Genomic DNA, 17,392 nt, shown 5'->3' on the forward strand with positions numbered 1-17,392 from the left:
ATAGCTGGCATTTTTCTTAAGATCACGTCATTCACGTTGAAATGAGCGAAATTAAGCATAATACCGATGCGAAAGTCCGTGCTCCGGGCCTTCTATTGCACAAAACGGTTGTTCTGGTGGGCATGATGGGGGCGGGAAAGACCGCGGTCGGCCGCGCTTTGGCGGCGCGACTGGCGGTTCCGTTCCTCGACAGTGATGCCGAAATCGAATCGGCGGCCAACATGACCATCCCCGAGATTTTCGAACGCGACGGCGAGCCGTTCTTTCGTGACAAGGAAAGTCAGGTGATCGGGCGGCTTCTGGACGAGGAAAAAGGCATCCTTTCAACGGGCGGGGGGGCGTTCTTGGCCGGGCATAACCGCCAGATGATCACAGAGAGGGGCGTATCGGTCTGGCTCAGGGCCGATCTGAACGTGCTGTGGAACAGGGTCAAGCACAAGGACACGCGCCCTTTGCTGCGCACGGCAGACCCTTATGCGACATTGCGCGCCCTCTATGAGGATCGCGTGCCGGTTTATGCGCAAGCGGATCTGACGGTTACGTCGGACGGAGAAACCTCGATAGATAATATGGTGGACCGGGTTGTGGACGCATTGCTGACGCGATCCGATGTTTTGGAACGGACTTAAATGCACCAAACCGTACATGTTGCACTGGGCGAGCGCTCGTATGACGTCGAAATAGGGCCGGATCTGCTGGCGAAATCCGGGACACGGATCGCTCCGCTGCTGCACAGGCCCAAGGTCGCCGTTTTGACCGATGAAAATGTGGCTGCCTTGCATCTGGATGCCCTGCGCGATGGGTTGGCCTCGGCGGGGATCGAGATGTCGGCATTGGCCCTGCCTGCGGGTGAGGCAACCAAAAGCTGGCCTCATTTTGAACGCGCGGTCGAGTGGCTGCTGGCCGAGAAGGTCGAGCGCCGGGATGTTGTCATCGCGTTTGGCGGCGGCGTGATCGGCGACCTTGCAGGCTTTGCCGCAGCCGTTTTGCGGCGCGGTGTTCGGTTCGTGCAAATCCCGACCTCGCTGCTGGCGCAGGTGGACAGTTCGGTCGGCGGCAAGACCGGCATAAACGCGCCACAGGGTAAGAACCTTATCGGGGCGTTCCATCAGCCTTCGCTGGTGTTGGCCGACACGTCGGTTCTGAGCACAATGACGGATCGGGATTTCTTGTCCGGATATGGCGAGGTGGTCAAATACGGGCTGCTGGGTGACGCCGATTTCTTCGAGTGGCTTGAAGAAAGCGGGACCAAGGTCTCGGGTGGTGATATGGCAGCACGTGTGCGTGCTGTGACCCGTTCAGTGCAAATGAAAGCTGATATCGTGGAAAGGGATGAGACCGAGCAGGGCGATCGCGCCTTGCTCAATCTGGGTCACACTTTCTGTCATGCGCTTGAGGCTGCGACTGGGTATTCGGACCGCCTGTTGCATGGAGAAGGCGTGGCCATCGGCTGCGCGCTGGCCTTTGAGCTGTCCTCTCGTCTGGGCCTCTGTTCGCAAGAAGACCCAAGCCGCGTTCGGGCGCATCTGCGCGCGATGGGGATGAAGACCGACCTGGCCGACATTCCCGGAGAGCTTCCGGGGGCCGAGGCATTGGTCAATCTGATGGCGCAGGACAAGAAGGTCATAGACGGTCAGTTGCGATTCATTCTGGCGCGCGGGATTGGTCAGGCTTTCGTCACGTCGGATGTGCCGCGCGACGCCGTGTTGTCGGTGCTTCAGGACGCGCTGGCAACAGCCTGATCAGCGGCTGCGGATCACCATCAACTCGCCGATGTTTTCGCGCGTGATATATCCGACCATTGCGCCCGTCTGTGTACAGACCGCAATGGCCGGAGCACCTTTGTGCAGCCCGTCCAACACCGCCTCAAGCCCGTCGGTCAGGCGGACTGTTGGAACGTCCGTCTCCATGATCGACGTTGCTGGGTTGGACCGGGGCGTTTCATCAGCAAGCGCGGCAAACAATCGGTTGCGTGTGACAAAGCCGAGTAATTCGCCGCCGTCAGACATTACCGGAAACTCGTGTTGCGTCGTGTGGATGACAGCTTGGGCGGCGGTCGCTAGCGTGTCGTTTGGTGATAGCGCGTGGAACTCGGTAATCATGGCGTCGCGCGCCTGTACCTGCCGCGCGACTGCGCGCATGGTCACATCCTGACTTTCTGCATTGGCGGCAACGAAGACGAACACTGCGATCAAGACCAGCAGCGGATTTCCTGTGCTGAGACCCAGAAAGCCAAACCCCACCGCAACCGCCTGACCAGCTAACGCAGCGACCCTTGTGGCTTTGACCCGGTCCATTTTTAGACACAACAAAGCGCGGAACACGCGCCCGCCATCCATTGGAAAGGCGGGGATCATGTTGAACACAGCCAGCAGCAGGTTCACATAGGCCAGACGGTTCATCAGACCCGGCGTCGTGCTGTCAATCTGCGCCATCGTTTCAATCGGCATGTTGGCACCAAGCAAGACCAAAACGATCCAGATCACGATATTCACCGCGGGGCCTGCCAAAGCGACCCAGACCTCTTGCAACGGGTTTTCCGGCATCCGCTCGAGACGCGCCAAACCGCCGATCGGTAACAGAGTGATGTCCGGAGTCTTGATCCCGTACCGCCTTGCCATCAGGGCGTGGCCAAATTCATGAGCGACCACACAGGCAAACAACGCCAACACGAAAATCAGGTTTTCAACGGCCGCCTCGAGACCTCCGTTGGAGTAGGCGGCGAAACCGACCCAGGCGAGCAGTAGGAAAAAGGTGACATGGACCCTCAATTCCGACCCCAATATCCGGCCGAGTGAGAAGGACCATGTCATGATATGTCTCCGTTTTACTTAGAACGGAATCTCGTCGTCGTCGATTCCGCTAGAGGCCGGGGCAGGAGCGCTGGATGGTGCGCCGTACGGATCACCATAGCCGCCGCCAGCCTGACCGCCGCCGTATCCACCTGACTGGCCACCACCATAGCCGCCGCCACCGCCACCTTCGCCTCGGGCATCAAGCAGGGTCAGCTCGCCCCGGTAGGGACGCAAGACAACTTCGGTCGAGTAGCGATCCTGACCCGATTGGTCCTGCCACTTCCGGGTTTCCAGTTGGCCTTCGATATACACTTTGCTGCCTTTACGCAGATATTGCTCGGCAATCCGTGCCAGAGGCTCCGAGAAAATGGCGACCGAGTGCCACTCGGTACGCTCGCGGCGTTCGCCGGTGTTGCGGTCTTTCCAGGTCTCTGAGGTGGCGATACGCAGGTTACACACTTTGCCACCATTCTGGAATGAGCGCACTTCAGGATCGCGACCTAGATTTCCTACCAGAATGACCTTGTTGACTGAGCCTGCCATATACGTCCCCGTTCTTTATCTAACAGTATGCGTCCGAATCTGACGCCAATTCTCACTGCGACCCTATACGGCCTGCGTCATGGTTAAAACACAGTTGATGGGTATTGAGATAAGCAGGAATTTACCAAGGCTGGATTAACCATGCTTTCATTATTGGCTGAAATACCTATACTCAATCGGGTTCGTGAAAATGCAGGGCTGGCGTTAATGCGGTTTTTGGTGATTGGTTTTTCAGTTCTTTTTCTGGCGCTGGTTTCCGTTTCAGCATCGGCTGACACGTTGTCAACCAAGAGCCGGAAAGACATTTTTCTGAAACAATCCAAGGTTTTGGATACACGCGCCGCGACACAGTACCGAGATTCAGAGCGTCTAAAGCCCAAAAGGCCCAAAGGCCAGTTCAATCAGCGTTATACCGGAAAATACAAAGGTGAATTTGTGTCACTCGCACGGCAAGCTGCGCGAAAGCATAACGTTCCGGAGGATCTGTTCCTACGGCTTGTTCAGCAGGAAAGCGGGTGGAACCCCCAAGCAGTGTCGCACAAAGGCGCGCTGGGGTTGGCCCAACTTATGCCCGGAACAGCACGGTTGTTGGGCGTAAACCCTCAGGACCCGAAACAGAATTTGGAAGGCGGTGCGCGCTATCTGTCTTGGCAATACCGCAAGTTTAAATCCTGGCGCCTTGCGTTGGCGGCATATAATGCCGGACCAAAAGCCGTTGAAAAACATGGTGGTGTGCCGCCTTACAAAGAGACGCAGAACTACGTTCGTATAATCTGGGGAAGTTAACCTTACTTCTCTATCCTAGCCTAGACCGGCATTGCTGCCGGTCCAATTGGGTTTATGATTTACTCCGCCGCAACTTTGATGACGGGTTCCATCCGCGCCAGAATATCTTCCGCCAGGTGACATTTGACCTGATGGCCTTCGGCCAGAGTTTTCACAGGCGGTACTTTTTCTTCGCACAAGCCGCCGGGTACTTCGGATTTCCAACGACACCGCGTTTGGAATGGGCAACCGGGGGGTGGGTTCATGGCTGACGGGATGTCGCCCTCCAACACGATATGCTGCTTTTCGACCGAGGTGTCCGCAATCGGAACCGCGCTCAGCAGCGCCTCGGTATAGGGGTGGTAGGGAGGAGCAAAAACCTGATCTGTTGTGCCCAACTCGACCACATGGCCCAGATACATCACCATCACCCGGTCGCTGAGATAGCGCACAATCGAAAGATCATGGCTGATGAACAGCAGGGTGGTTTTGTGTTCGCGCTGAATTTCCATCAACAGGTCTGTCACTGCTGCCTGCACTGAGACATCCAGCGCCGAGACCGGCTCATCTGCCACAACAATCCGCGCATCTCCGGCAAAGGCGCGGGCAATGCCCACGCGCTGTTTTTGTCCTCCTGACAACTGGCGCGGCATCCGATCTGCAAATGCGCGTGGCAGTTTCACAAGATCCAGAAGCTCGAGCATCCGCTTCTTGCGTTCAGCCTCCGAGTTGCCAACACCGAAAATCTCAAGCGCCCGAATGATCTGGCGACCAACAGTCATTGAGGGATTTAGCGTGTCGAACGGGTTCTGGAAGACCATTTGAACCTCGCCAACGGTCTTGGCATCGCGTTCCTCGATGGGCACGGCCTCGATATTGCGGTTGTCCAGAAGGATCTGCCCATCTGTCGCGGTTTCCAACCCCATCAGAACCTTGGCAAACGTGGACTTACCGCAACCGGATTCTCCAACAATCGCAAGTGTCTCGGATTCATGTGCTTCGAAGCTGAGCGTTTCATTGGCTTTAACCACCTTTGTGGCACCACCACCAAACAGTGCATTCGCCGCAACTTCATAGTATTTCTTGAGGTTGTCCATCTTCAGAACGGTCCGACCGATTTCGGCCTTTTCCTTCTGCTCAGACACGGTGATCGGCGCGTTCCAGTTGATTTCCTTGAACTTTAGGCAACGTGTGTGATGGCGATCATTGCCGGGTACGGCCTCCATCAGAATGTCTTGTGCGTCGCAACGACCTTCTTCGAAATAATCGCAACGTGGTCCAAAGTTACATCCCGGAGGACGCTCATGCGGCAACGGGAAGTTCCCGGGGATCGCCACCAAAGGCCGCGCGTTCTTGTCTGCACCTGGCAGGGGGATCGACCGGAACAGTGCCTGCGTATACGGGTGCTGCATCTCGTCGAACACGTCATGGATTGAGCCGCGTTCAACCGCCTCGCCGGAATACATCACGCACAGACGGTCACAGGTCTCAAGCACCAGTCCCAGATTGTGCGAGATAAATAGCATCGAAGTGCCATATTTCTTGCCCAGATCCTTGACCAATTCGACTACGGCGGCCTCGACGGTCACGTCCAGTGCTGTTGTTGGTTCGTCCAGTATCAACAAAGCCGGTTTAGACATCAGCGCCATCGCAATAACGATCCGCTGCTGCTGACCGCCTGAAAGCTGATGTGGAAAAGAGTTCAGCATCCGTTCAGGGTCGGGAAGGCGGACATCTGTTACCACTTCAAGCGCGCGGGCATAGGCCTCATCCGTGCTCACGCCTTCGTGGATCATCGGTACTTCCATCAACTGCTTGCCGATCTTCATGGCCGGGTTCAGCGACGCCATTGGTTCCTGATAAATCATCGCGATCTCATTGCCGCGAATGTCGCGTAACTCGTCCGAGCTCATCTCGGCTAGATCACGTCCCTTGAACTTGATCGTTCCACCCACGATCCGCCCGTTCTTGCCAAGGTCCTGCATAACGCCCAGAGCCACAGTAGATTTGCCGCAGCCGGATTCGCCGACCAGACCAACCGCTTCGCCGGGCTGCACACTGACCGAGAAGTCCATGACAGCGGGGATTTCCCTCAGACGGGTGAAAAACGAAATCGACAACTTATCGATCTCAAGAATTGGCCCATCATAATCCGCCAGTTTGTTCATCTTGTTTTCTCCTCGCGAGAGTCAGGGGATCCCCTTCATCTGGCTGAAAATATCTCGGGGGGTCCGGGGGGCTGGCCCCCCGGCCGCTTTCACATCAATCCTTCAGACTTTCTTCGCGCAGACCGTCTGCCAGCAGGTTCAAACCGAGAACCAATGACAACAGCGCCAACGCCGGAGGAAGGGCAGGGTGCAGATAGACCGACAACAGCTTGCGCCCTTCATTGATGGTCGACCCCCAATCCGGACTTTCTGGCGGCAGACCCAGGCCAAAGAAGCCCAAGGTACCCAAAAGGATCGTAGTATATCCTATCCGCAGACAGAAATCGACGATCAGAGGGCCGCGCGCGTTGGGCAGGATTTCCCACAGCATGATGTACCATGGTCCTTCACCCCGCGTCTGAGCCGCGGCGACATAGTCGCGGGTTTTGATGTCCATCGCCAACCCTCGCACGATGCGGAACACAGTGGGTGAGTTCACGAAGACCACCGAAACGAAGACCACAAGGATGCCAGCTGGAACGTCGAAAAGGTCCAGAAAGGTTGGCAGACCCCAAATGCCGTAGGCGTCGGTGTTAACCACATACCCACCTGTCGAAATCAGCGACAGGTACAGCCAGAGCGCGACTCCCAGAACACCAATCAAAAGAGGCGTTCGGAACGTCGGCCGTGTGTAATAGCGCGAGTTCAATAGCACCCCAAGAAAGATGATCGGAAAGATGAAAAGGACAGCGGCCATGTAGTTTGGAACACCGGTTGCCACGATCTCGGGCGTCACCAGTAAGTAGAACAGCAAAATGACCGGGAAGGCGAGGATCAGGTTCGCAAGGAAAGACAGCAATGTGTCCAGCCGCCCACCGTAGTAACCTGCAGGCAAGCCCAGCGTGATCCCGACCATGAAGGCAAACATCGTCGCCAGAGGCGCGATCTGCACCACAATCCACGCGCCCTTGACCATTCGGCTAAAGACGTCGCGGGCCAGGTTATCGCCCCCCAGCAGGTACCACGCATATTCTCCGTCCTCCACGCTGGGCAAAGGCGTTCCGGGCACTTTGTTCTTCATCCCTGAGACTTGTGATAGCGAGTCATGCGTCACGATCAGGTCAAGCGCGCCAAAAATCCCGGTGAAAACCCAGAACATCACAAGGCCAAAGCCGATCATGCCAATTGGACTGTCAAACAGCTTGCCATATAGTCCCAATTTGCGTTTGAACGCGATGGACATTGCGTACAGCAGGATCAACGAAAACCAGACGGGCAGGAATTGCTGCATCATTGCGCCGATGATACCTGCGCTGGTTCCCATCAAAATGCCCAAGACGATATAGGCAACAGCAAGCGCGACGCTTGCCAGAAAGCTGTATCGCATCAGGGCTTGGATTAGGTTTCGTATGCCAGATCCCGATGTCAGCGTCCCGTCGGGGTTCACCGTCATCTGAGGTTCGGGCAGAACGATACTGGCCAATATCCAAGCCAGGATCGATGCGGCCATAAGAACGAGCGCAATCGCCAAAAGCGGGTTCAGGAAGGCAATAGAGCCGGTCCAGGTTAATGGTTCCATGATCTCTGCCTCCTCACGAAATACGAATGCGCGGGTTCAGGTAGACATAGCCGATATCCGATATCAGCTGGGTCACCAGCACCACAAAGACTGACACGACCGAGATCGCCAGCAGCAATTGGATGTCGTTGTTGCCTGCTGCCTGAACCAATGCCCAGCCAAAGCCCTTGTAGTTGAACAAGGTCTCGACGATCACGACACCGTTCAGCAGCCATGGGAACTGCAGCATGATGACGGTGAAGGGGGCGATCAGCGCATTGCGCAACGCATGTTTCATCACGATGTTCGGGAACGAGACACCCTTCAGGCGCGCGGTTCGGATGTACTGCGCGGTCATCACCTCGGTCATCGAGGCGCGGGTCATCCGGGCGATATAGCCCATCCCATAAAGCGCGATTGTCAGCACGGGCAAGAAGAAATTCTCAAACGTCGGATTCTCCATCGCCTGTGTGGCCGTGCCCTTGAACCATTTTAGCCCCACGGCAGAGGACGTGAAGATCGCGATGAAGATCACGCCTGATACGTATTCCGGCGTTGCCGTTGTTGTGATGGCAAAGGTCGAAAGCGTCCGGTCGGTGGCCGAGCCTTCCTTCATACCCGCCAAAATACCCAAGATCAGAGCTGACGGCACCATTAGCAGCATCACCCAGAACATCAGCCGTCCGGTCAGGGCAAGACGTGTCCCGACAACGGTCGAGACCTCTTCTTTGAACACGGTCGAATAGCCCCAGTACCCCTGCAGAATACCACAGAAATTCGGAGACTCTTCGGCAGTCTTGCCGGGCAAGATACATCTGCCCTGAACTGTGCCGTCCTCATTCGTGTGCCGATAAGATGGCAGGATTCCCAACCATTCACCGTATTTCACGGGGGTTGACTGCAGGTATCCACCTTTTTCCAGAAAGCTCTCGACCTGCTCGTCGGACATACGGAAGTTGCCCTGCGTCTTCGCAAGTTTTTCGAGGTTCGGATAAAGGTTCGTCAGGTAGAAGACCAGAAAGGTAAGGCACAGCGCTGTCAAAAGCATGATGCCGACGCGCCTTAAGATGAATAATCCCATGTTAGCCCCTGTTGGTAGGCTCGCGCATCGGTCGCCGGACCGTGCGCATCGCTGTTGTTTTGGTCGCCGTCGTCAGGATGAAAAGGCCGCGCCCGTCAGGCGCGGCCTTGTGTTGTTCGGCTTAGGAAACGAGGCCGAATTTATAAAGCTGCGGAAGGTCCGCGATGTGCTTTTCGACACCGACCATGTTGTCGCGATGGTGACGCATCGCTGTGCGCCAGTAAGGCTGGATGGTCACGCCTTCTTCGATCATGATCGCCTGCAGCTTGGCCATCACTTCGCGGCGTTTGTCCACATCTGCGATCGAGTTCGCCTCGGCCAGCAGTTTGTCGAACTCTTCGTTGGCGAAACCGGATTCGTTCCATGCAACACCCGACTTGTAGGCCAATGCCAGAACTTGCGTGCCCAGAGGACGGTGGTTCCAGTTGGTCGAGGAGAATGCGTATTTCGTCCAGTCGTTCCAGAAGGTCGAGCCCGGAAGGATCGTGTGTTTGGCCTTGATCCCGGCATCGTTAAGTTGTGCAACAACAGCCGCAGTGGTGTTCCGGCGCCAGTCATCGTCGATGGACTGAACTTCGTGCTCGAAATCAGCCATACCCGCTTCTTCCATCAGGGCTTTTGCACCTGCCGGATCATAAGGGATACGGGTCACGGCCGAGTCGTACTCGGGGTGCATCGGACCCACGTGGCAGTTTTCCGCAGGAATACCATAGCCAGACATGCCCAGCTCTAGGCAGACCTCATTGTTGACGGCCATTGCCAGCGCCTGACGAACCCGCTTGTCGCCGTAGATCTTGTTGCCGCTATCGTCCTCGGCCAGCTGGTTCGGGCGGATGACGATGGTAAAGCCAGACGGGATTTCCGAGCGCACCAGACCGATACCATCAAAGATGTCGACGAATTCGCCCACCGACTCCCAATTCATGTCGATTTCTTCGGCTTCGTATGCAGCTAGGAACGCGGCAGGGTCGGTGCCGTAGTCGATGAACTCGATCCGGTCGATATAGCCGCCTTTGCCGGCCTCATATCCCCACCAGTCAAAGCCTTCGTTACGCACCAGCACGCCCTTAACGCCAACTTCGTGGCTTTCCGGGATCATAAATCCAGTACCGATCGGGTTGGCCAGCATGTTGTTTGCGTCAAAGCTGCTGTGAACAATGGCACCCGGATAGTCTGCCATGCCTGGGATGATGGTAATATCCGGGGCGTTGCATTTCAGTTTTACAGTGTGCGAGTCGACCACGGTGATGGCACCGTCCGCCGCCTTTTGGGTGGCTTCATCGACCAAAGACGCCATGCGTGACGCCATGGAATTGCCCTCTAGGGTCGCATCGCACCAGCCGGTGATATTGCGCGCGACGTCTTCGGCGGTGAAATCGTCACCGTTGTTCCACTTGACGCCTTTACGCACGTTCAGCGTGTATTCGGTCGCGTCAGCATTGGCTTCCCAGCTTTCCAGCAACATGGGTTTGAATGAGCCGTCATTGTTGTATTCAACCAGATATTCAAGCCAACCTGCGGTGAAGGTGGCAATCTGTGTCCAGTCGTAGGTGCGCGGATCTTTCAGCGCACGCACTTCCATCTGGTAGCGGATCGTGCCGCCGCGCTGTGGTTCTTGCGCGACTGCGGGTGAGCTTAGGCCGATCATTCCATAGGCGGCAGGAACAGCGACACCCAATGCCGTGGCGCGGGCCATGAACTCCCGCCGGCTGAGCTTGCCGTCACGAAATTCCTGTGCATGCATTTCCGCCGCCCAGTGCATCGGTGCTCCGGTCAAGGTTTGCTTTGTCATTAATGTCTCTCCCTGTGACATAGATTTTTATGATTGAATGTAGAACCGCTCAGGCCCGGCAGGCGCGGGTGGCAGGCTCTCGGGTTTCCGTTTTTGTGATACTGAACATCCCCATGCGTTCATTCGGCACCAGAAATCGGGTCAGGTCAACGTTCGAAATCGTCATTCAGGGTACAAAAACGACATTCGTCGGGGTCGGTTGCCGCTAACACCGATCGAGTCTGGACCTGCGTTACATTGGCTGATCGGTCTGAAGGCAGGGGATTCGACATATTCGCGCGTGGCACAAAACACGCCTGAGTAGTCAATCAAAAAAATGTGGTATCACTTTGAGAAATCAACGCGATTCCAGTCTTTCATGCGCGCACGGAACCATGTCCGCTGACGTTTGGCAAATTGTCGGGTCGAGATTGTGGCGCGTTCACGGGCGGCCTCGAGTGTCATGTTGCCGTCAAGGTAGGCCATAAGCTCGGGAACTCCGATGGCCTTGAAAGCAGAAAGCGACGCATCGTAGTGCGCACGCATGGCTTTGACCTCTTGCAATGCGCCGGTGTCCAGCATCAGATCAAATCGCAGGTTGATCCGGTTCAGCAACCACTGTTTGTCCACGTCGAAAACGATGGGCACTGTATCCGCGATGTTCAAAACCGGAGGCGGTGTGTCGTTCTGCCAGTCGCGTAGGCCGCGACCGGTCGCGCGCAGAACCTCCCACGCGCGCTGAACTCGTGCGCGGTTCTGCGTGTCGATCCCCGCCAGAGTTTCGCGGTCAACGCCACGGATCAGATCGGGTAGGGTAAGCTGATCCGCCTCGGTCCTGATGTCGGATGGGGTTGCCGGTATGTCAGCCATACCTTCTGTCAGAGCGGAGAAATAGAGCCCGGTTCCACCCACTATGATGGGGCGTTGAGGTCCGCTCAAAAATGGTTTGACCTCGCGTAGCCAATGGCCGGTGGAATAGTCCTGATCATAGGCGATATGCCCATACAACCGATGGGGTGCGCGCGCTTCGTCGTCGGCGGATGGCCGGGCTGAAATTACCTGCCAGCACGCATAGACCTGACTGGCATCGGCATTCACGATGACACCGCCGAAGGTTTCAGCGATCCGCAACGCCAGTTCGGATTTGCCCGAGGCTGTGGGCCCGGCAATTAGCACAGGTTTATCGGTGGGAATGGGGGGCAGGCGGTCCCAAATCTGCGATGTGTTCGTGTTGGCCATCCAAGAGTGCCTTGTTCCTCATGATCCGCATTGAACCCGCAGAGGTTTTGCTTCATTTTGCGGCGAAATAAAACCCGTGCCAGCCCGGAGCGCAACATGAGCCTTTCCCCCGAAACCGACACCCCGAAAACCAAATACAGTCGCGTGATGCTGAAAATTTCAGGCGAGGCGCTTATGGGCGATCAGGGCTTTGGCCTGCACCCGCCGACGGTTCAGCGCATCGCGCAAGAGGTGAAATCCGTGCACGATCTGGGGGTCGAAATCTGCATGGTCATCGGCGGAGGTAACATTTTCCGCGGTCTGAGCGGCTCGGCGCAAGGGATGGAACGGACGACCGCTGACTATATGGGGATGCTGGCGACGGTTATGAACGCGCTTGGGATGCAGTCAGCACTTGAGGAAGTTGGGGTTTTCACGCGTGTGATTTCGGCCATTCGCATGGATGAGGTTTGTGAGCCCTATATCCGCCGCCGCGCTGTACGCCACCTTGAAAAAAAGCGTGTGTGCATCTTTGCTGCCGGAACGGGTAACCCTTATTTCACGACAGATACCGCCGCCACGCTACGCGCGAATGAAATGGCCTGTGAGGCGATATTCATGGGCAAGAACGGTGTGGATGGGGTGTATGACAAGGACCCCAAGGAACACGCGGATGCAGTGCGCTATGACACGGTCAGTTATGATGATGTTCTGGCAAAGCGTCTGCGGGTCATGGATGCCTCGGCTATTGCGCTGGCGCGTGACAATAACCTGCCGCTGATCGTGTTCGGCCTGGATGAACCGGGCGGGTTCCGCGGTATTCTTGCAGGTGAAGGTACCTATACCAAAGTTCAGGGATAAGCCTCGTCCCCAAAGACCGGGCATTCTGTATTCAAGTGCTTGACGCGGACGCGAACGCTGGGCAACTTGGCCCGGTCTTTGCGACCGCAGGGGCTGCCATCGCAAACGCGAAGGCTTGGCTGGAAGACCCGCCATGATTTCCGAGGGACCCGGAATCATGCACCGGTGTCCTCATGGATTGACGTGCATGATCTAAGGAGCCTCGTGCCATGAGCACTCTCGATATCGATTTCGTTCGGTCGCAGTTTCCGGCCTTTTCCGAACCTAGCCTTCAAGGGCAGGCGTTTTTTGAGAATGCAGGCGGATCCTATACCTGCAAACCGGTTTTGGATCGCCTGTTTCGTTTTTACACCCAGCGCAAAGTGCAACCCTACGGTCCTTACGAAGCAAGTCGGCTGGCGGGTGAGGAAATGGACGAAGCCCGCGTCCGCATGGCAGCGATTCTGGGGGTCGATACTGACGAGCTGAGCTTTGGTCCCTCCACGACTCAAAACACCTATGTATTGGCACAGGCGTTCCGGCGCTGGATGCAACCCGGAGAGGCGATCATTGTGACCAATCAGGATCACGAGGCCAACTCAGGTCCCTGGCGCCGCCTTGCTGAGGAGGGTATCGAGGTCAGGGAATGGCAGATCGACCCCGAGACCGGATCGCTGAACCCGCATGATCTGGAAAACCTGTTAGATGAAAAGGTGCGTCTGGTCTGTTTTCCGCATTGTTCGAATGTGATCGGAGAGATCAATCCGGTAACCGAGATCACTGCGATCGCTCATGCCGCTGGCGCATTCGTGTGTGTGGATGGTGTTTCTTACGCGCCGCATGGGTTCCCCAATGTCGGAGATATGGGGCCGGATATCTATCTGTTCTCGGCCTACAAAACCTATGGCCCTCATCAGGGTTGTATGGTCATGCGACGGTCGCTGGGTGAGTTGCTGCCAAACCAGGCGCATTATTTCAATGCGGACAGTTTGTACAAAAGGTTTACGCCTGCGGGGCCGGATCACGCTCAGATCGCGGCCTGCGCGGGGATGGCGGATTACGTCGACCTTCTGTGCGATCATCATGGCGGCCCCCAAAGCGGCGCGACCGAGCGGGGTGCGTTTGTGCACAACTTGATGCGAGGGCAAGAGGTTGCAATGCTGCAACCTGTTTTGGACGCCGTGAAGGATCGCAATTCGGTCCGGCTGATCGGGACCTCTGACGCGGCCCGTCGTGCGCCAACCGTAGCTTTGGCTTTGGAACAAAATGCCGAAGATGTGGCAAGCAATCTGGTCAAGCACGGGATCATGGCCGGGGGCGGAGATTTCTACGCAGTTCGCCCACTTGAAGCGATGGGTATCGATCTGACCCGCGGTGTGCTGCGTGTCAGTTTCACCCATTACACGTCTGAGAACGAAATCAACCAGTTATTGGAAAGTCTTGACACCGTTTTGTGATCCAGTTTTCGCCCTGTTTCGTATAAAAGAAAATACAAAGGGCGATCATGGAAAACGAGCAGTCACCGATCATCATTTGGTACCGGCGGGACTTGCGCCTGTCGGATCACCCAGCTTTGAACGCAGCAGTTCAAAGCGGTCGTTCCGTCATTCCCGTTTACATACTCGACAATCTTGCTCAGACGCTGGGTGCTGCACCTAAATGGCGACTGTCGCTAGGGCTGGAAGCGCTGCAGCAGCGTTTGACGCAAGTTGGCAGTCGGTTGATCCTGCGGCAGGGAAACGCCATCGAGGTTTTGCAACAGCTTGTCCGCGAAACCGGAGCATCTGCAGTGTACTGGACCCGCGCTTATGATCCGGACTCCATTGAGCGGGACAGCAGCATCAAGACAACGCTGAAGGACCAAGGGGTCGAGGCAAAGTCGTTTTCCGGCCATCTGCTGTTCGAACCCTGGACAGTAGCGACGAAGAGTGGACAACCTTTCCGCGTGTTCACGCCGATGTGGAGAGCTGTGCAACACAGGGACGTTGACCCACCGGTGCCAACTCCGAACCGCCTGATTGCGCCGCCAGCTTGGCCAAAGTCGGATGACATTGGGAGTTGGGCCATGGAGGCGGCAATGAACCGAGGCGCCGGAGTGGTCGCGCAGCATTTGCGCGCAGGTGAAGAGGCCGCCTTTGATGTTCTCGAAGCGTTTGTTGGTCGTGTTTCTGACTATTCCAACGATAGAGACCGGTTGGATTACAACGGAACATCGGCCTTGGCCGAATATCTCTCACTGGGTGAGATCAGCCCACGGTCGATCTGGCATCGTGTTAGGATCTCTGAGATGAATGGCGTGTCGGGTGCGGATGCGTATCTGCGCCAACTTGTGTGGCGCGAATTCGCGTATCACCTGATGTTTCACACTCCACACTTGCTTGGCGACAACTGGAAGCCAGAGTGGGACGCATTTCCGTGGCGTTTCGATGAAGATAACCCACGGGTAATTGCTTGGAAAACAGCAAGAACGGGTATTCCCGTCGTAGATGCCGGCTTGCGCGAGATGTACGTAACCGGGCGGATGCACAACCGGGCACGGATGATCGTCGCAAGCTATCTGACCAAGCATCTGATGACTCACTGGAAAGTCGGCCTGAGGTGGTTCGAGGAGTGTTTGGTGGACTGGGATCCCGCATCGAATGCGATGGGATGGCAGTGGGTGGCGGGCTCGGGGCCTGACGCGTCGCCGTTCTTTCGGATTTTTAACCCCGTGACACAACAAGAGAAATTTGACCCATCATCCGCCTATGTGCGCAAATGGGTGGCCGAGGGCCAGACTGCTCCGCCCGATACCGCCTTGGCGTATTTCGAAGCGATCCCTCGGGCCTGGGGCCTGGAGCCAACGGATAACTATCCGGCTCCTATCGTTTCATTGTCCGAAGGACGAGCACAGGCACTGGCCGCCTATGAGCACCGGAAAACCCAGTAAGGAACTGAAAACTTGCCAGAAACACAAACTCGGCCTAGCCTGAAACAACAACCGCACAGGGGAGAGCGGATGATCCTGACCACCACAGACGGACAGAAAGGCCTGCCACGCTATTTCGGGCAGGTTGTAAAAATGCTGAACAAGATGGAATACGGCCGCCTGGATATCGCGCTGCCGGATGGCCGTGTTTTCCGAGCCGAAGGTACAAAGCCCGGGCCAATTGCGCGGGTCGATATTCACAACCCGGACGTCTTTGCCCGGCTGATCCGAGAGGGCGAATTGGGGTTCTCGGACGCCTATTTGGAAGGCGACTGGAGCACACCGGATTTGCGGTCTTTCATGGATTTGGTCCATTTGGGAACCGAGACCGTTTACGACGATTTCACCGGTAAGTTTCTGGTTCAAGCCTATGAGAGGCTTCGCTTTTGGTTGAACGGAAATAGCCGTAAGCAAGCCAAAAAGAATATCTCTTATCACTACGATTTGGGCAATGAATTCTATGCCATGTGGCTGGATGATACGATGACCTATTCCAGCGCGCTGTTTGAGACTGGGCAGGAAAGTCTTGAGAAGGCGCAAACCGCCAAATACGCCAGTATGGTTGATGAGATGGGGGCAATGCCCGGTGATCACATCCTTGAAATCGGCTGTGGCTGGGGGGGATTTGCTGAATATGCAGCAAAAGAGCGTGGCCTACGGGTCACAGGCCTGACGATCAGCGAGGAGCAGTTGAAGTATGCCCGGCAACGCATTGATAAAGCGGGATTGTCCGATATGGTCGAGTTCAAGTTGCAGGACTACCGTGATGAGCGTGGCCAGTATGACGGCATCGCATCAATTGAGATGTTCGAGGCGGTTGGTCAAAAATACTGGCCAGTCTATTTCGAAGTTGTGCGCGAACGTTTGAAGCCGGGTGCTCAGGCGACTTTACAAATTATCACCGTGGCAGATCATCGTTGGGAGATTTACCGCAATGGTGTTGATTTCATTCAGAAATATATCTTTCCCGGCGGTATGCTGCCTGCACCTTCGGTGCTGAAAGAGCAGGTCGCTCAGGCAGGTTTGAACGTGGTGACGTCCAAGGAATTCGGCAAAAGCTACGATCTGACTCTGCGCCGCTGGTATGACACGTTCAATGATAAATGGGACGTCATTTCTGAGATGGGCTTTGATGAGCGTTTTCGCCGCATGTGGAATTATTATTTGACTGCCTGCGGCGCAGCCTTTGACACCGGCAATTGCGATGTGACACAGATTACTGTAGCAAAACCAACGTTATGAACGGACCCACCTGATGCCCACTGCTGCGCGACTTGTAGCCTCCATTTGTCTTTTGGTGGTGGCCTTTTTAGTTTCGAGCATGATCATCGCTAATGGGGAAGATGGTAAGGACTACGGTATCTTTACCTACGTGAACATGATCATTGCGGTTGCGTGCGGCTGGAAAATCATGGGAAAGCGAGCTGGCAAAGGGTGGACGTCCGGACTGAACAACGGTTTGACCGGGGTTGTCTCATTGGTTTTCTGGGGCCTGTTTGTTCAAGGGTGCAACGAAATGTTCCGATTGGCTATGCGCCATCGGTATGACGGACCATTTGAGGCACTGTTGGCCATTTTCCAGATTGGCATTGAATTTGGTCAGCAGTTGTTAGCACCAGAAATCCTGTGGACGCTCGGGATCGGTGCTGTGATCGCGGGTCTCGCCACGGAAGAGGCCAGTCGCCGCTGGCGGTGAGGGCTGCTGG

General features: G+C 56.0%; 15 protein-coding genes. 8 read left to right on the forward strand and 7 right to left on the reverse strand.

Annotated elements, in window-relative coordinates:
* Positions 1–41: 41 nt before the first annotated feature.
* Together AC2TAD_RS10090 and aroB are read left to right on the forward strand one after the other, a co-directional pair.
* Positions 42–629 carry a shikimate kinase gene (locus AC2TAD_RS10090; RefSeq protein WP_480867474.1) on the forward strand — a complete coding sequence of 196 codons (588 nt, stop codon included), beginning with the start codon at positions 42–44 and terminating at the stop codon, positions 627–629.
* Complete coding sequence (gene aroB, locus AC2TAD_RS10095) at positions 630–1,742, forward strand: 3-dehydroquinate synthase (protein ID WP_480867476.1); 1,113 nt, start codon at positions 630–632, stop codon at positions 1,740–1,742.
* On the opposite strand, the gene AC2TAD_RS10100 is transcribed toward aroB, so the two are convergent.
* Together AC2TAD_RS10100 and ssb are read right to left on the reverse strand one after the other, a co-directional pair.
* Positions 1,743–2,813, reverse strand: coding sequence for a site-2 protease family protein (locus tag AC2TAD_RS10100; protein ID WP_480867479.1), 1,071 nt, complete (start codon positions 2,811–2,813; stop codon positions 1,743–1,745).
* An 18-nt stretch (positions 2,814–2,831) separates the two neighbouring features.
* On the reverse strand, positions 2,832–3,338 hold the full coding sequence (gene ssb / locus AC2TAD_RS10105) for a single-stranded DNA-binding protein (protein WP_353393025.1): 507 nt from the start codon (positions 3,336–3,338) through the stop codon (positions 2,832–2,834).
* Positions 3,339–3,545: 207 nt separating this feature from the next.
* Between ssb and AC2TAD_RS10110 the strand changes: the two genes are divergently transcribed.
* Complete coding sequence (locus AC2TAD_RS10110; RefSeq protein WP_480867583.1) at positions 3,546–4,124, forward strand: lytic transglycosylase domain-containing protein; 579 nt, start codon at positions 3,546–3,548, stop codon at positions 4,122–4,124.
* Positions 4,125–4,183: 59 nt separating this feature from the next.
* On the opposite strand, the gene AC2TAD_RS10115 is transcribed toward AC2TAD_RS10110, so the two are convergent.
* From AC2TAD_RS10115 to miaA, 5 genes are all read right to left on the reverse strand, one after another.
* The gene (locus tag AC2TAD_RS10115) at positions 4,184–6,271 is read right to left on the reverse strand and encodes a dipeptide ABC transporter ATP-binding protein (protein WP_480867481.1); all 2,088 of its coding nucleotides are present in this window, start codon (positions 6,269–6,271) and stop codon (positions 4,184–4,186) included.
* Positions 6,272–6,365: 94 nt separating this feature from the next.
* Positions 6,366–7,829 (reverse strand): ABC transporter permease, encoded by a 1,464-nt coding sequence (locus tag AC2TAD_RS10120; protein WP_480867483.1) that lies wholly within the window; start codon positions 7,827–7,829, stop codon positions 6,366–6,368.
* A 13-nt stretch (positions 7,830–7,842) separates the two neighbouring features.
* Entirely contained in the window at positions 7,843–8,889 is a 1,047-nt protein-coding gene (locus AC2TAD_RS10125) for an ABC transporter permease (RefSeq protein WP_170353001.1), read from the reverse strand.
* A gap of 121 nt (positions 8,890–9,010) precedes the next feature.
* Positions 9,011–10,681, reverse strand: a complete 1,671-nt coding sequence (locus AC2TAD_RS10130; protein ID WP_170750858.1) for an ABC transporter substrate-binding protein — start codon at positions 10,679–10,681, stop codon at positions 9,011–9,013.
* Between the two features lie 324 nt (positions 10,682–11,005).
* Positions 11,006–11,899 (reverse strand): tRNA (adenosine(37)-N6)-dimethylallyltransferase MiaA, encoded by an 894-nt coding sequence (miaA, locus tag AC2TAD_RS10135; protein WP_170750860.1) that lies wholly within the window; start codon positions 11,897–11,899, stop codon positions 11,006–11,008.
* Positions 11,900–11,995: 96 nt separating this feature from the next.
* Here miaA and pyrH point away from each other — a divergent pair, with 96 nt between their 5' ends.
* The 5 genes from pyrH to AC2TAD_RS10160 all read left to right on the forward strand — a co-directional run bounded on the left by pyrH (position 11,996) and on the right by AC2TAD_RS10160 (position 17,382).
* Positions 11,996–12,739, forward strand: a complete 744-nt coding sequence (gene pyrH, locus AC2TAD_RS10140; RefSeq protein WP_170353007.1) for a UMP kinase — start codon at positions 11,996–11,998, stop codon at positions 12,737–12,739.
* Between the two features lie 209 nt (positions 12,740–12,948).
* On the forward strand, positions 12,949–14,175 hold the full coding sequence (locus AC2TAD_RS10145) for an aminotransferase class V-fold PLP-dependent enzyme (RefSeq protein ID WP_480867486.1): 1,227 nt from the start codon (positions 12,949–12,951) through the stop codon (positions 14,173–14,175).
* A 47-nt stretch (positions 14,176–14,222) separates the two neighbouring features.
* A complete protein-coding gene (locus AC2TAD_RS10150; RefSeq protein WP_480867488.1) occupies positions 14,223–15,647 on the forward strand; it encodes a cryptochrome/photolyase family protein in 1,425 nt (474 codons plus the stop codon).
* A 69-nt stretch (positions 15,648–15,716) separates the two neighbouring features.
* On the forward strand, positions 15,717–16,928 hold the full coding sequence (locus AC2TAD_RS10155; protein WP_480867489.1) for a class I SAM-dependent methyltransferase: 1,212 nt from the start codon (positions 15,717–15,719) through the stop codon (positions 16,926–16,928).
* Between the two features lie 13 nt (positions 16,929–16,941).
* Positions 16,942–17,382 (forward strand): TrgA family protein, encoded by a 441-nt coding sequence (locus AC2TAD_RS10160; RefSeq protein ID WP_170353015.1) that lies wholly within the window; start codon positions 16,942–16,944, stop codon positions 17,380–17,382.
* The last annotated feature ends 10 nt before the right edge of the window (positions 17,383–17,392 follow it).

The organism is Ruegeria sp. HKCCD7628 (assembly GCF_057221005.1).